Annotated in this window: 11 protein-coding genes; 6 read left to right on the top strand and 5 right to left on the bottom strand. The window is 61.5% G+C overall.

What is annotated here, in order from left to right:
• Positions 1 to 172: 172 nt before the first annotated feature.
• A complete protein-coding gene (locus VHO05_RS00775; RefSeq protein ID WP_329644701.1) occupies positions 173 to 544 on the top strand; it encodes a cyclic nucleotide-binding domain-containing protein in 372 nt (123 codons plus the stop codon).
• Positions 545 to 556: 12 nt separating this feature from the next.
• Here VHO05_RS00775 and murA read toward each other — a convergent pair whose 3' ends face one another.
• On the bottom strand, positions 557 to 1,849 hold the full coding sequence (gene murA, locus VHO05_RS00770) for a UDP-N-acetylglucosamine 1-carboxyvinyltransferase (RefSeq protein WP_329644700.1): 1,293 nt from the start codon (positions 1,847 to 1,849) through the stop codon (positions 557 to 559).
• Positions 1,850 to 2,439: 590 nt separating this feature from the next.
• Here murA and bcsS point away from each other — a divergent pair.
• The 4 genes from bcsS (at position 2,440) to VHO05_RS00750 (ending at position 8,469) form a co-directional block, all read left to right on the top strand.
• Positions 2,440 to 3,222 (top strand): cellulose biosynthesis protein BcsS, encoded by a 783-nt coding sequence (bcsS, locus tag VHO05_RS00765; RefSeq protein ID WP_329644699.1) that lies wholly within the window; start codon positions 2,440 to 2,442, stop codon positions 3,220 to 3,222.
• Between the two features lie 242 nt (positions 3,223 to 3,464).
• Positions 3,465 to 4,118 carry a TetR/AcrR family transcriptional regulator gene (locus VHO05_RS00760; protein ID WP_329644698.1) on the top strand — a complete coding sequence of 218 codons (654 nt, stop codon included), beginning with the start codon at positions 3,465 to 3,467 and terminating at the stop codon, positions 4,116 to 4,118.
• Complete coding sequence (locus VHO05_RS00755; RefSeq protein ID WP_329644697.1) at positions 4,115 to 5,368, top strand: efflux RND transporter periplasmic adaptor subunit; 1,254 nt, start codon at positions 4,115 to 4,117, stop codon at positions 5,366 to 5,368. Before VHO05_RS00760 ends, VHO05_RS00755 begins: the two co-directional genes overlap by 4 nt.
• Positions 5,365 to 8,469: an efflux RND transporter permease subunit gene (locus tag VHO05_RS00750; protein ID WP_329644696.1), complete on the top strand. Its 3,105-nt coding sequence runs from the start codon at positions 5,365 to 5,367 to the stop codon at positions 8,467 to 8,469. Before VHO05_RS00755 ends, VHO05_RS00750 begins: the two co-directional genes overlap by 4 nt.
• A 67-nt stretch (positions 8,470 to 8,536) precedes the next feature.
• Here VHO05_RS00750 and VHO05_RS00745 read toward each other — a convergent pair whose 3' ends face one another.
• Genes VHO05_RS00745 through VHO05_RS00735 form a run of 3 tightly spaced genes read right to left on the bottom strand, consistent with a single transcriptional unit; the run spans position 8,537 to position 11,500 of the window.
• On the bottom strand, positions 8,537 to 9,631 hold the full coding sequence (locus VHO05_RS00745; protein ID WP_329644695.1) for an HlyD family secretion protein: 1,095 nt from the start codon (positions 9,629 to 9,631) through the stop codon (positions 8,537 to 8,539).
• Positions 9,624 to 10,373 (bottom strand): ABC transporter ATP-binding protein, encoded by a 750-nt coding sequence (locus VHO05_RS00740; RefSeq protein ID WP_329644694.1) that lies wholly within the window; start codon positions 10,371 to 10,373, stop codon positions 9,624 to 9,626. The genes VHO05_RS00745 and VHO05_RS00740 overlap by 8 nt, the downstream gene beginning before the upstream one ends.
• Positions 10,370 to 11,500, bottom strand: coding sequence for an ABC transporter permease (locus tag VHO05_RS00735; protein WP_329644693.1), 1,131 nt, complete (start codon positions 11,498 to 11,500; stop codon positions 10,370 to 10,372). Before VHO05_RS00735 ends, VHO05_RS00740 begins: the two co-directional genes overlap by 4 nt.
• A 375-nt stretch (positions 11,501 to 11,875) precedes the next feature.
• On the opposite strand from VHO05_RS00735, the gene VHO05_RS00730 reads away from it, so the two are divergent.
• The gene (locus VHO05_RS00730; protein WP_329644692.1) at positions 11,876 to 12,391 is read left to right on the top strand and encodes a DUF2147 domain-containing protein; all 516 of its coding nucleotides are present in this window, start codon (positions 11,876 to 11,878) and stop codon (positions 12,389 to 12,391) included.
• Between the two features lie 86 nt (positions 12,392 to 12,477).
• On the opposite strand, the gene VHO05_RS00725 is transcribed toward VHO05_RS00730, so the two are convergent.
• Positions 12,478 to 13,356 carry an alpha/beta hydrolase gene (locus tag VHO05_RS00725; RefSeq protein WP_329644691.1) on the bottom strand — a complete coding sequence of 293 codons (879 nt, stop codon included), beginning with the start codon at positions 13,354 to 13,356 and terminating at the stop codon, positions 12,478 to 12,480.
• Positions 13,357 to 13,813: the final 457 nt, after the last annotated feature.

Genomic DNA, 13,813 nt, shown 5'->3' with positions numbered 1-13,813 from the left:
CCCTGCGCCACTGGCGGACAATCCTTCGATAGTCCGAATTGTGAAATGCCGGCGCACTTTAGGGTTATTAGGCAAACGCCGAAGGCGCTAGGCCCTGACACGCGGCAATTGGGCGACAGATCCCGGCGCCCAGGCTATAGTTTCTCATCGGTGTCGAGACTGAGGCTTGGCCATGTTGGGCGCCCCTTTTGATTTCGAGTTTTTCGAGCGCTTCAAGATCCCTCTGAAGCGCTATTCGGCAGGCGAAAAGATCTTTCTCGAAGAAGACCCCGGCGACTACATGTTCCTCGTCATTGAGGGCAAGGTGAGCATCGTGACGTTCGGAACTGTGCTCGAGAATGTCGGGATACACGGCATTTTCGGAGAGCTGGCGCTCATCGACAATTCTCCGCGGTCAGCGGCCGCCCTAGCCGCCGAGCCGACGGAAGTGGCGCTCATTAACCGCGACACTTTCCTCGATCTCGTGCGCCACAACCCTGCCTTCTCGCTCTATGTCATGCGCCAGCTCGCCGGGCGCATCAGGCGCATGAACAAGAGCCTGTGAGGGGACTGGCGCTCAGCTCGCCGTGAGCCGTTCGATCTTGGCGCCGCAACGCGAGAGCTTCTCCTCGAGACGCTCGAAGCCGCGGTCGAGGTGGTACACGCGGTTGATGATCGTCTCGCCCTCGGCCATGAGGCCCGCGATCACCAGCGAGACCGATGCGCGCAGATCGGTCGCCATAACGGGCGCGCCGCGCAGATTCTTCACGCCCTTGATCGTCGCCGTGTCGCCGTGCAGCTTGATGTCCGCGCCGAGGCGCGCGAGTTCCTGCACGTGCATAAAGCGGTTTTCGAAGATGGTCTCGCGGACGACGCTGGTTCCCTGGGCGCGCGACATGAGGGCCATGAACTGGGCCTGAAGGTCAGTCGGGAACCCTGGAAACGGCTGGGTTTCCACGTCTACGGGCTGCAGGCCATTGCCGTTGCGCACGATGCGCAGCCCGGTCTCGGTATCGCTAACGGAAACGCCGGTCGAAGCGAGGGTGTCGAGCGCATTCTTGAGGAGATCGCGGCGGGTACCTTCAAGCACCACATCGCCGCCGGTTGCGGCCACGGCGAAGGCGAATGTGCCGGTCTCGATGCGATCCGGCAGCACGGTGTGCACGGCGCCTTCCAGGCGTGGCTTGCCCTGAACGCGCAATGTCGATGTGCCAATACCCTCGATCTGCACCCCCATCTTGACGAGGCACGACGCGACATCGCCGACTTCGGGCTCACGTGCGGCGTTCTCGATCAGCGTCTCGCCTTTGGCGAGCGCGGCGGCGAGCAGAACGTTGTGAGTCGCGCCGACCGATACCATTGGAAAAAGAACGTGCCCGCCGACGAGCCCCTTGGGCGCTTTCGCGATAACGTAACCGCCGTCAATGTCGATCTCGGCGCCGAGCGCCTTAAGGCCCATGAGGTGCAGGTCCACGGGGCGCGTGCCGATGGCGCATCCGCCCGGCAGCGAAACCTTCGCCTTATGCATGCGTCCGACCAGCGGCCCCAGCACCCAGAAGCTGGCACGCATACGCGACACCAGCTCGTAAGGTGCCGTCGTATCCGAGATCTCCCGGGCTGTGAGATGGAATGTCTCGCCCAGGTGCGGCGCGCCGCCGGCACGTTTGCCATCAACGGCGAGATCGACGCCATGGTTGCGTAAGATGCGCGCCAGCAAGTTGACGTCCGCGAGGTTTGGCACGTTCTTGAGCGTCAGCCGGTCGTCGGTCAGCAGCGACGCGATCATGAGCGGAAGAGCCGCATTCTTCGCGCCCGAAATCGGGATCGATCCGTGCAGGCGTTCGCCGCCATTGATCTTGATGCGGTCCATGGATGATCAGTGCCCTCTTGTCGGATGGGTCGCGAAGCTTGTCTTTTCGCCCCGTTGTGAACGTGCCCGTGATGATTAATCGCTCGACCCCACTACGAGCAATTGATGTTCGTTTTCAGCCGCGAGCAGCACTGTCCTTGCTTTCGGGCTTCTGAGACTCGGATGGCATGGGATCGTCGCCCTCACGCTGACGTTTTGCCCGCGCGAGAGCTTTCCGGCGGCCGAGGTTGTCACGCAACGCCTTTGCCAGCCGTTCGTCTCGGGAGGTGGCTTTTGGGGACGGTCGATCCTGTTGACTCATGCGGGCCTATGGGTGTGCTTCGCCTAAGTAGCTACCCCGCCCACCTTCCCATGCCAAGCGGGACAATCATAGGTTGAATTCACAGGAAAATTAGCCATTCCAGACACGTTTTGCAACGTAGTCTGATAGTCACTGTTGACACTATTAACGTTAACGGTTTGTGTTGTGGCCGTCGCATTTGCCCGAATTGCGTGCAGCCATGGTGTGGGAGCGTCGGTTACTTCGATGTATTTTTCGGCGGCCCCGCGGCGCCCGCCTTTGCTTCGCTTCGATCCTTGCCATCCTGGCGTTGTCTTCCCCGTCGGCGGTCGCCGATGAACCATCCCCTGGACGCGAAGTCTGGGCGGGAGCCGACGTATCGACCCATGTATGGCTGGTCTACTCGGGTGTAACCCTGGCTCCGTTCGGCGGCATCTACGATGACGGCCTGAGATTTCGCGCAGCGGGCGGCTACGGGGAATACTCATACACCGACAAGGTGCCGGGAGCGGATCCCGCGTTCTCGCGGGGCATTCAATTCCACGCGCAGACATACTACGCGGACTTGCTCATCGGGTATGCCAAGCGATGGGGTGACCTCACCGCGAAAGGATTTGTCGGCGCTTCGATCATCAGCCACGAGATTTCTCCCCTCGACTCGGAAACCATCGCCATCGGCGATGAAGTCGGCGTCAAAGGGGTGATCGAGCTTTGGCTCAACATTGGCGAGCGCGGGTGGGGTTCCCTCGATCTGGCTTGGTCCTCGGCGCACAGCACGCGCACGGCCCGCGCGCGCCTCGGTTATCGCATGTGGCCGAAGCTCTCAGTCGGGCTGGAGGCCGGCATCAATGTCGACTCGCAGGGCGAATGCCGGATGAGCTTGTCGAGCGCATCGGGTTGCAAGACCACCTACGACGAAACCGCGGACCAGGCTGAGCTCCTCGACTACGCGCGCGTCGGCGCATTTGCGCGCTACGAATGGGGGAGAAGCGAAGTCTCGCTATCGACTGGTGTGTTGGGCGACACCTTCGCGGGCGAGGGCCCTGTAGAGATCGCTCCTTACGTGACGGTCAACTGGCTCACCCAATTCTGAGGGCGCAGTCGGGAATCTTGTTGCCCCAGCATCGGCAGATTGCGTCGGCGACCAGAAAAATAATGCAAAATCAGTGCGTTGTGCGCACTAAATGGCGTTGCGAAATCCTGCGGCGGGGCCTGCCTGCGCCTTGACGCAGACATAATTTTCGGAAACAAACAAAACGATCATTCGTTTTGTTTCTCGGGAAACAGCCTGCGGCCACGTCCTCGGCCATGTTTGCGCCCATACGGAAGTCCGCCATGCCGAAGCTTAAACCCGAGACCCAGCAAGCCCGCCGCGAGCGCATCCTCGATGCCGCCGAGCTTTGTTTTGCTCGCGCCGGCTTTCACCGGTCCACAATGCAGGACATCTGCAAAGAGGCCGGCATCAGCCCGGGCGCCCTCTACGTCTACTTCGCCTCCAAGGAAGACCTGATCGCGGGCATCGTTGAGCGTGATCGCGCGAAGCTGGCCGCGGAACTCGCAGAACTGTCTCACGCGCCTGACCTGCTGTCCGCGCTCGCTAAGCTCGGCGAGCATTACGCCGTCGAGGAGCCGCAGCATAAGCGTGTCCTCGGGATCGAGATTGGAAGCGAAGCGACGCGCAACGCGGCAGTCGGAGCGACTTTCAAATCAGTCGACGAGTATTGCCGTCAGAGTTTCGAGCAGGTTTTCGAACGCGCGCAGCAGGACGGAAAGATCAAACCGCAGGACGATCCGCGCACTCTGTCGGAAGTGGTCTCATTGATCGGCGATGGTCTCTTTTGGCGCCGCGCCGTCGATCCCGAATTCGACGCCATCAAGGTATTGCCCGTGCTCGTTCGGATGGTGAGCGCGCTCCTCAATCCCGTGACTCCAGAAGACATCGGCGCAGCGACAGCGCCTGCCGCCAAGAAAACCGAGGCCACCTCATGACACTGCGCAAGCTCATCATTCTGCTGGGCATTGGCGGCCTTGGACTCGCGGCCTATCAGGCAGGTCTCGTCCAGCCGCTGGTTGCCTCGTTTTCGCACAATCACGCCGAAGCGACGCAGCCTGCGAAACCCGAACCGCCGGTCCCGGCCGTCTCGGTCGTCCCGGCGCAGAAATTGGATTTCGTCGAGACGGCGCTCGTCACCGGCTCGTTCGTGCCACGCGAAGAAATCCTGGTCGCTCCAGAGGTCGACGGCCTGCGCGTGCTCGAGCTGAAGGTGGAGGAGGGTGACCGTGTGAAGAAGGGCGACCTTCTTGCCGTCCTCGTCACCGAGCAGATCGACACACAGCTCGCGGCAAACCAAGCCGCGCTCGGTAGCGCCGCCGCGTCTATCGAGCGCGCGAAAAGCCTCGTTACGGAAATGGACGCACGCCTCGTGGAGGCCAAGGCACAGCTCGAACGCGCCCGGCCGCTTGTGGCGTCGAAATACCTTTCTGAAAGCGTTTTCGACCAGCGCCAAGCCACTGCGAGAGCTGCTGAAGCGCTACTTGCATCCGCAAAGGGCGGCCTCGCCCAGGCGGAAGCCGAGAAGAACCAGATCGAAGCGCAGCGGCAGGAACTGTTGTGGCGCAAAGGCCGGGCCGAGGTCCGCGCTCCGGCTGACGGCATCGTGAGCCGGCGCAGCGTCCGCATCGGCGGACTGGCCCTCGCAAATGCGCTCGCTGGCGGTGACACGATGTTCCGCATCATCGCCAACGGTGAGATTGAGCTCGATGCGGAGGTCGCAGAGACGAACCTTTGGAAGGTCAAAACCGGACAACAGGCGCGCGTCACGGCATCCGGCGGCATCGAGGCGACCGGCATGGTTCGGCTCGTTTCGCCCGAGGTCGACAAGACGACACGCCTCGGTCACGTTCGAATTTTCCTTGGAGTGCGCCCGGACCTCAAAGTCGGGGCATTCGGCCGTGGCACCATCGAGACCGGCACTGGGCGCTCCATCGCTGTTCCGCTGTCCGCCGTGCTCCACTCGGACGAAGGCGCAAGCGTCCAGATCGTCGTCGACGGCAAAGTCGTGACACAGAGGGTCAAGACCGGACTTGAGACCGCGGGCCGTGTGGCTATCGAAAGTGGCCTGTCAGAAGGCGATCTCGTCGTCGCCAAGGCCGGCACGTTCTTGCGTGACGGAGATGCCGTTCGCGCGGTCAAGCCTGATGCCATGATCAGCGAAAAGCTGAGCGAGGCCGGCCAATGAATATCTCGGCATGGGCTATTCGCCATCCGGTGCCGTCGCTCGTCCTGTTCATGGTCCTGCTGGTGCTGGGCATGACGAGCTTCAGCTCGTTGCCTGTTACGCGCTTCCCGAACATCGACGTTCCCGTGATCCAGGCGCGCATTTATCAATCCGGCGCGGCGCCGTCCGAGCTTGAGACCCAGGTCACCAAGCGCGTCGAGGACGCAATTGCGGGCGTCAATGGCGTAAAGCACATCACGTCCTCGATCACGGAAGGCTCCTCGGTCACCACCGTCGAATTCCGGCTGGAGATCGATCCAGATCGCGCCCTCAACGATGTGAAGGACGTCGTTCAGCGCATTCGCACTGATTTGCCGCGCACGATCGAGGAGCCGATTGTCACGCGTGTCGAGATCGAGGGCCTCCCGGTCGTAACCTATTCGGCCCGCGCGCCGGCCATGACACCGGAAGAGCTGTCCTGGTTCGTTGACGATACGTTGGTGCGCCTGCTGCAAGGTGTGAAAGGCGTTTCCGAGGTCAAACGTATGGGCGGCGTCCTGCGCGAGATCCGGATCAATCTTGATCCCGACCGTCTCCTCGCCTATGGCGCGACAGCGGGCGACGTAAACCGCCAGGTTCGGGCCTCGAACGTGAACCTCGCGGGCGGACGTGGCGAGATCGCGGGCCGCGAGCAGGCCATCCGCACCCTGGCCAGCAAGCTCACGGTGGATGAGCTGGCGCAAACCATGATTGCGCTGCCGGGAGGCCGGAAGGTCAGACTGGATCAGCTCGGTACGGTAACCGACGTCGTCGAGGAGCCGCGTACGTTTGCCAAGCTCGATGGCCAGACGGTTGTCGCGTTCTCGATTTCACGCGCCAAAGGCGAGAGCGACACCGAAGTCGCCGCGGCGGCCGCCAAAAAGATCGAGGAGATCCAGAAGCTCTATCCTGACGTTGAGCTGCAACGCATCGACAATACGGTCGACTACACGTTCGGTGTCTACCAGTCGACGATGAAGACGCTGCTGGAAGGTGCCGTACTGGCGATCGTCGTCGTCTTCATCTTCTTGCGCGATATGCGGGCGACCGTCATCGCCGCGATTGCCCTCCCCCTATCGGTCATCCCAGCGTTCTGGGCCATGTCGGCCATGGGGTTCTCGCTCAACCTCGTGAGCCTGCTCGCCATCACGATCGTGACCGGTATTCTCGTCGACGACGCCATCGTCGAGATCGAGAACATCGTGCGCCACATCCAGATGGGCAAATCGCCGTATCGCGCGGCGCTCGAAGCGGCGGACGAAATCGGCCTCGCGGTCATCGCCATCACGACGACCATCATCGCGGTTTTTACGCCCGTCTCGTTCATGGGCGGCATCGCGGGGCAATACTTCAAGCAATTCGGTCTCGTCGTCGCCGCGGCGGTCTTTTTCTCCCTGCTTGTGGCGCGGCTGATCACGCCCTTGCTAGCCGCATATTTCATGCGTGCGCATGAGCCCGAGCCCAAGGAAGGGCGTCTAATGCGCGAGTACACCCGCCTTGTTGGCTGGTCCGTGCGCCATCACTTTGCGACGGTTGGGCTCGGCTTTCTGGTCTTCATAGGCTCCATCGGCAGCTTCTATCTGTTGCCGTCCGGCTTCATCCCGCAGGAGGACTCGGGCCGCATGCTGCTCGGCGTCGAGCTGCCGCCGGGAACGAAGCTCGCCGACACCGAAGCCGCGACCGAGGAGGTGACACGCCGTATCAAGTCCCGTCCGGACATTGAAAGCGTCTTCGTGCTTGGCGGCACGTTGCTCGGCGGCGGCGAGGAAGTCCGCAAAGCGACCCTGATCGTGACGCTGGTGCCGAGAGACAAGCGCGCATTGGCGCAAAGCCACATCAAGGAGGAAATCGGCCACAACCTGTCGGACATCCCCGACATCCGCTACTTCTTCCTGCAGGATGATGGCCAGCGAGAGTTCCAGCTCGTCGTCACGGGACGCGACGGACAAGCCGTCAACAAGGTCGCGGCCGAGCTGACGAGCCAGGCCAAGCGCCTCCCGATACTGCAGAACGTCGTCTCCACCGCAGAGTTGGACCGCCCGGAACTCCGCGTCTATCCGCGTTCCGAAATTGCAGCCGAGTTGGGCATCACGACCGAGGCGATCTCGGAGGCCGTGCGCATCGCCACGATCGGCGATATCGGCGCCAACTTGGCCAAATTCGATGTCGGCGAGCGTCAGGTGCCGATCCGCGTCCAGCTCAAGGAAAATGCACGCGAGAGCCGGCAGCTTCTGGAAGAACTCAAGATTGCGACTGCGTCCGGGGCCGCCGTTCCGCTGTCGACGGTCGCCACGTTCGACTACGGCCAGGGCCCAACGGCAATCGATCGTTATGATCGCACGAGACGGATCGTTCTAGGAGCAGACCTGACGACCGGAACGCCGCTCGGCGATGCCGTAAATGCCGTCATGGCTTTGCCCGCCGCGCAGAAGCTTCCGGCAGGCGTCGAGATCAAGCAGTTTGGTGCCGCCGAGATCATGGGCGAAGTGTTCGAGAGCTTCGAAAAGGCCATGGGCGCTGGACTGATGATGGTTTATGCGGTGCTCGTGCTGCTCTTTGCGAGCTTCCTGCAGCCGATCACCATTCTGTTTTCGCTACCTCTCTCGATCGGAGGCGCCATCACCGCGCTTGCGCTCACCGGAAATGCCATCAGCTTGCCTGTCGTCATCGGTGTTCTCATGCTGATGGGCATTGTCACTAAGAACGCGATCATGCTCGTCGACTTCGCAGTCGAGGAGATCCGTCGCGGCGTGCCGCGCGACGAGGCGATCGTCGATGCCGGCCGCAAGCGCGCCCGGCCCATCGTCATGACGACGATTGCGATGGTTGGCGGCATGTTGCCGTCGGCATTGGCGCTCGACTCGGGGGGTGAATTCCGCGCGCCCATGGCCATCGCCGTTATCGGCGGCCTCATCTCTTCGACGGTGCTGAGCCTTTTGTTCGTCCCCGCCGTGTTCGCGGTAATGGACGACGTGGCGAGCTGGATCTGGCGCTTCTTCAGTCGTTATGTCGGCGCGGCGGACGAGCCGGACGCGAAGCCCCCGTTGCTTCCTCCGCCCGGCGCGCACTCCCCCGCCGAGTAGAAACCGGCAACAAAAAAGCCGGGTCTCCCGTTCGGGAAGCCCGGCTTTTCCTTTTTGATGGGCGAACTCAGCGAGTCTGTTCTGCCGACGCGGACGTTTCGTGGCGGAAGAAGGCGTCGACGCGCATGCCGGTGAGCAGCGGCGGTGTACCGTCCAGAGAAATCAGAACCTCGAGCACCTCGACGTCATTCGGGCGGCGAGGGCCACGCGATGTGATCCGGGGCGAACCGAGGGCCGGCGCGATTTGCGTCACGACACCTTCGAAGTCCTTTTCGGGATAGCCGTCGGCGCGAACGACGACCCGCTGCCCAAGCCGGATCTTTGTGACGTCGCGCTCTTCGACTTCCGCACGCACCCGCATGCTCGACGTGTCGCCGAACAGAACGATGGGCGCGTCAGCTGAGGGAGCGGCCATCTCGCCGACCTTTGCCCAGACGTTCAAAACGGTGCCATTGCTCGGCGCACGCACGCGCGTCTTGTCGATGGCATTCTGCACTTGGGCAACGTCCGTCCGCGCGACCGTCAGAGCCGACTCAAGCCGCGTCGGCAATGGCAGACCTGGCTTCGCAAGCACGGTATCGAGCTTGGCGCGATCGTCGGCCACCTTCTTTTGCGCTTGAGTGAGCTTGTCGCGTGCGGCCGTCACGGCGTTAGCATCGCCGCCGCTGGACTTGCTGGCCCGTACGGCCTCGTCGAAAGTGTTCTGGGCTTTGAAAAGCGCCTGCTCGGACTCGAACAGCGCATCCTCAGCCTGCTGGCGCTCCTTCGCGACGCCCGTGGCAGGTTCCTCGTCGCGCTCACGAATACGCACATCAGCTTCGGACAGCGCGGCTTCAAGCTTGGGCTTGAGATCGTCGCTGTCGAGAAGCACGAGCGGATCGCCGGCCTGTACATGGTCGTTGGTAGTCGCGATCACGTCGCTGACGCGGCCCGGCACCTCGGTCGAGATGCGGATCTCGCCCTCCTTCGGTTCCACGCGCCCCGTTGCCGACGCGGCCCATACGGGACGCGGCACAGCCGGATCTGCAGCGTAGGCGTCGCCACTGATGGACCGAGCGCTCTCTCCGATGGACGGGGTGAAATGGTTCAGGAGCACGCTCGTCGCGATCGCCGCGACGGCTGCGGCCGCCACGGCCGATAAAGTGGGATCGATCTTACGCATTCGCTTTTCGCCTCTTGGTCAAATCGGCAATCTCTGGCGCGTCGAGGCCTTGTGGCCTGCGCTCCTCGCCGACGATAAGTCCGTCCTCGATCCGCACGACGCGGTCGGCATATCCGAGCGTTCGAGGATCATGGGTCACGGCCAGAACGCTGCGGTTCTGTTCCTTGGCAATCCGTGCGAGCAGAGCCATGACGGCATGGCCGTTCTCGCTGTCGAGAGCGGCTGTCGGCTCGTCGGCCAACACGACTGACGGAGAGGCTGCGATGGCGCGTGCCACCGCGACACGCTGCTGCTCACCGCCCGAGAGGTTCGACGGATAGTTCTTGAGACGGTTGCCAAGGCCGACGTCGCGCAGAACTTCCTCGGCGCGCTGTGCGGCCTGGTAACCCTTGCGTCCAATGACGTCGAGCGCAATGCGCACGTTCTCCAGCGCCGACAGCGTCGGGAACAGATTGTAGGACTGGAAGATGAAACCGATGTGCTTGCGGCGCAGCGCCGCGAGCTCCTCCGGGCTCTTGTCGTTTGCGTCCTCACCCTCGACCCGAACGATGCCGGATGTCGGCGTCAGGATGCAGCCGAGGATCGACAGCAACGTGGTTTTGCCACTGCCCGACGGCCCCATCAGCAGCGTGAGCTCGCCCTTGACGAGAGAGAGGTTCACGCCTTTGAGCGCGCGCACCTTTCCGGCGCCTTTGCCGAGCTCTTTGACGACGTCGATTGCTTCAAGGACAGGTGTTGTCATCTGTTAAACACCGTAGCTGGATCGATCCGCGTCACTTTGATGATCGCCGATATCGCGGAAACCGCCGACATGAAGAGCGTAAGCCCAAACAGAGCGCCAGCAAGCCCCGGCGTCATAACCAAGGGTAGCGGCGTATTGCGGCTAATATAGAGGATACCGAGCGAGATCAGGATGCCGAGCACATAGCCGATCACTGCGCTCAATCCCGCTTGTGCGAGGATCACTTTGTAAATGTAGCCGGACGACGATCCGAGCGCGCGTAACGTCGCAAACTCGTTGAGATGATCTTTCGTGCTCGAATAAAGCGTCTGCGCAACGATCACGGTGCCGACGAGGATTCCGAGCAGCGCGCCGCCGATAAGGGCGAGACCGGCGCCGGTCCGGAATAGCCATTGCCTGAGGCTCCGGTCCTCGAACTCGGCCTTGGTCAAGACCTCCGCGCCATCGAGGCGGTTCAAGAGCTCGTGCCGTACGGTCTCGACGTTCGCGCCGGGTTCGAGCTGAACAAGATAGAACGTCGCCTTGTCGCTCTCCGCGCCGAGCAGGCTGCGCGCCCGCGAGAGCGTCGTGAAGACATAGGGCGACTGGGTGAACGAGCGGATGCGGTGCGTCAGTGCCTTGACCTTGACTCGGCCCATGGCGATCTGCGCCGTGTCGCCGATGCCGTTGATGCCGAGCTCGCGGAAATAGGTATCGTCGGCCGAAATGGCATCCGGAGATTTGATGTCCTGCCAGGTGCCCGAGACAAGCGACCAGGGTTCGAGCGCACCATCCTCGGCGTCGGTGCCGACGAGCACGACACGCGTCGAGCCTCCCTCCGGCTTGCGCCATTCTGCGAAGGATACGACCAGCGGGATCACCGCCTTCACGCCCGGTGTGGCGAGGGCCTGATGCCGCTCGCGCGTCGAAAGCAGGATGCCGCCTTCCTCGAAGCTCTTCGCGCCGAATGATGTAATCCAGAGATCGCTGTTCGAGCGCTCGATCATCGCAGTGATCATGCGGCTCGATCCGAGATACATGCCGAGCTGAATCGCCACGAGGACGATCGAGAAAAGGATGCCGACGAGGGTCACCGCCAACCGGATTCGGTCATGGAACAGATTTCGGAACGCGAGCGTAAGGATCATATTCTCAGAACCGCTAGGTTGACGGATTGAGCCGAGCCAAGGCTACAGGATCGAATTTATCACCGGGCGTGCTGGAAGCGCTGAGCTTCAGATTTGGCCGTCCGTCACGCACGTTCTGAACTAATGAGTTCGTATATAGGCTTTGGCGCCGTCACACACTACCCTTGAAGGGCTAATGGTTTCAAATCACGGCGCTCTGGCAGAAAGATGGTAAGCCATTTCCTGCCCCCTTGATATACCTAGACTCTTGGCAGATAACCGCCCAATTCGTGTTTTTGCCGTTTTTGATTGCAGATTAGGGCGTGCTGCGGCGAAGGGACACCGCTTGCCCGCAGACGCCTTTCTTGAAGCATCCAGACAGCCATCAGGTTCCTTATGATCGAGAGAGTCTTCGCCCTTGTGGGCTCTGCCGCCCGGTTTGTACCGGCACTTGTCGTCGGTCTCGTTGCCCTTGCTTCGGAGGGGTCCGCTGCGCGCCCCGAAATCGGAGTATGGTACGACGACAGCGCCCAAGGCGCCGTCGAAATCTATATTTGTGCGGACAATCCAAACCGCCTGTGCGGCCGGATCGTCTGGCTGAAGGAGCCCCTGAACGCCGAAGGCGTGCCGAAGCACGATCGCTACAACCCGAAACCGGAGCAGCAAGCGCGCCCGATCTGCGGTCTCCCTGTCCTGTGGGGGCTCGGCCTGATGTCAGACGGAACCTTTGACGGCGGCCAGATCTACGATCCGAAAACCGGCAAGACTTACAGCTCGGCGATCAAGTTGGCGCAGGCAGACAAGCTCGTCGTGACCGGCTATCTCGGCATGAAGATGCTCGGCAAGTCTTTCACCTGGACGAAAGCTCCGCCCGATCTTCAGCGTTGCGAAGGCGCTCCGCCGCCAGCCTGAGCCAAAGAAATCGGACCGAATAACGCGAAAAGGCCGGGCGATATGCCCGGCCTTTTCATTTTCAACGATCGCCAAAAACGAACAAGCTATTCGGCGATGCCTTTGTTTTTGATGAGGCGCGAAACTGCGGCCTTCTCTTCGATTTTCTGTGTGAGGCGCTGCACGAATTCGACCGTGCGCTCTACGACAACCGAGCGCTGCCGGTCGAGCGTCACCATATGATAGCTGTCGTCGAGCACCGTCATCTCCACCACGCCGGCGAGCTTGCGCTGCAGCTTGAAAGCGTTGGAGATGTCGCTTTGGTCGTCCTCGCGCGGATGGAAGATCGCCGCATGTTGCGTGATCTCGCCAAGGCGGCGGCGAACGTCACGTGCAAGAGACTTGAACTCCCAAACAAGTCCGCCGCCACGGCCGAAGAGATCTTCAAGCGGCCGGCCCTCGCTCTTGAAGGACTCGATCACGAAGTTGCGAATCCGCTCGTCCTTGATGCCATAGGGCGCGCGTTGGCGCAGCCGCATCAGCGAGGCGACCCACTTGTGATAGACGAGTGCGAACAGGTTGAAGTGCAGCGGAATGGCCCAGCCGTTCGGCCAGATGGTCGGCGCAAACAGCAGCAAGCCATGAACATCGTTGGCGCGCTCACGAGCGAGCCTGAGTGCGAGCATGGATCCTGCCGAAAGTCCGCCGACGACCACGACATCGCAATGAGCCTTGAGTTCGTCGTGCGCGGTTTCGAAAGCGGCATACCAATCCTGCCACGACGAGAGACCTAACGTATCGGTATTGCCTCCCAGGCCGGGGATGAGCGGGCAGTAAACAGTGTAACCCTGGCGAGCAAGTCCCTGCGCAACAAACCTCAATTCGACCGGATTTCCCCCGAGGCTATGCGCGAGAAGGACGCCGACCCTGCCACCCGGGATAACGAGGCTGCCGCGGAAGGCATTGATTTTTTCTTTTTTGTTCATGCGGTTAGGTTAACTCGCTGTTACCAGTCAAAGTGAATAAAGCCCATTAATTCGGAAATGCCAAGTCACGAATGGGCATTCCAATTAATCTGAGCTTGCTAGCAGTTCGTTGGCATCCTCGTCGTGCCGCATTTATTGGCGTTGTGATGACCCTTTAGACGCAGACGTCTTTTGCCAGGTCACGCCCTTCAACTTCTATGACCGGCCAAACCGGAAATTTTTCGCTAATGGGATGCCCCTTCCGAGCTGAGGTCGATGCTTCCATCCGCGATACCCCTTGCGTCGTGCCGATCAAACCGCCGCTCGTGGCCCCTACCTGCAACTCTCGAGCCGCAGTTGCCTATAGGGCTATCGGTCGCAAGGTAAATAAGTCTATTGCAGCCGAAACTTGTATCAGATCACTCGCGTGATATCTCACGCGAGCTCTGAGGTATGCAAATGGGTACCAGCCTCGCCC

It is taken from the genome of Hyphomicrobium sp. (genome assembly GCF_036262015.1).
Classification (GTDB): domain Bacteria; phylum Pseudomonadota; class Alphaproteobacteria; order Rhizobiales; family Hyphomicrobiaceae; genus Hyphomicrobium_C.
This window is presented reverse-complemented; position numbering and strand designations above follow the sequence as displayed.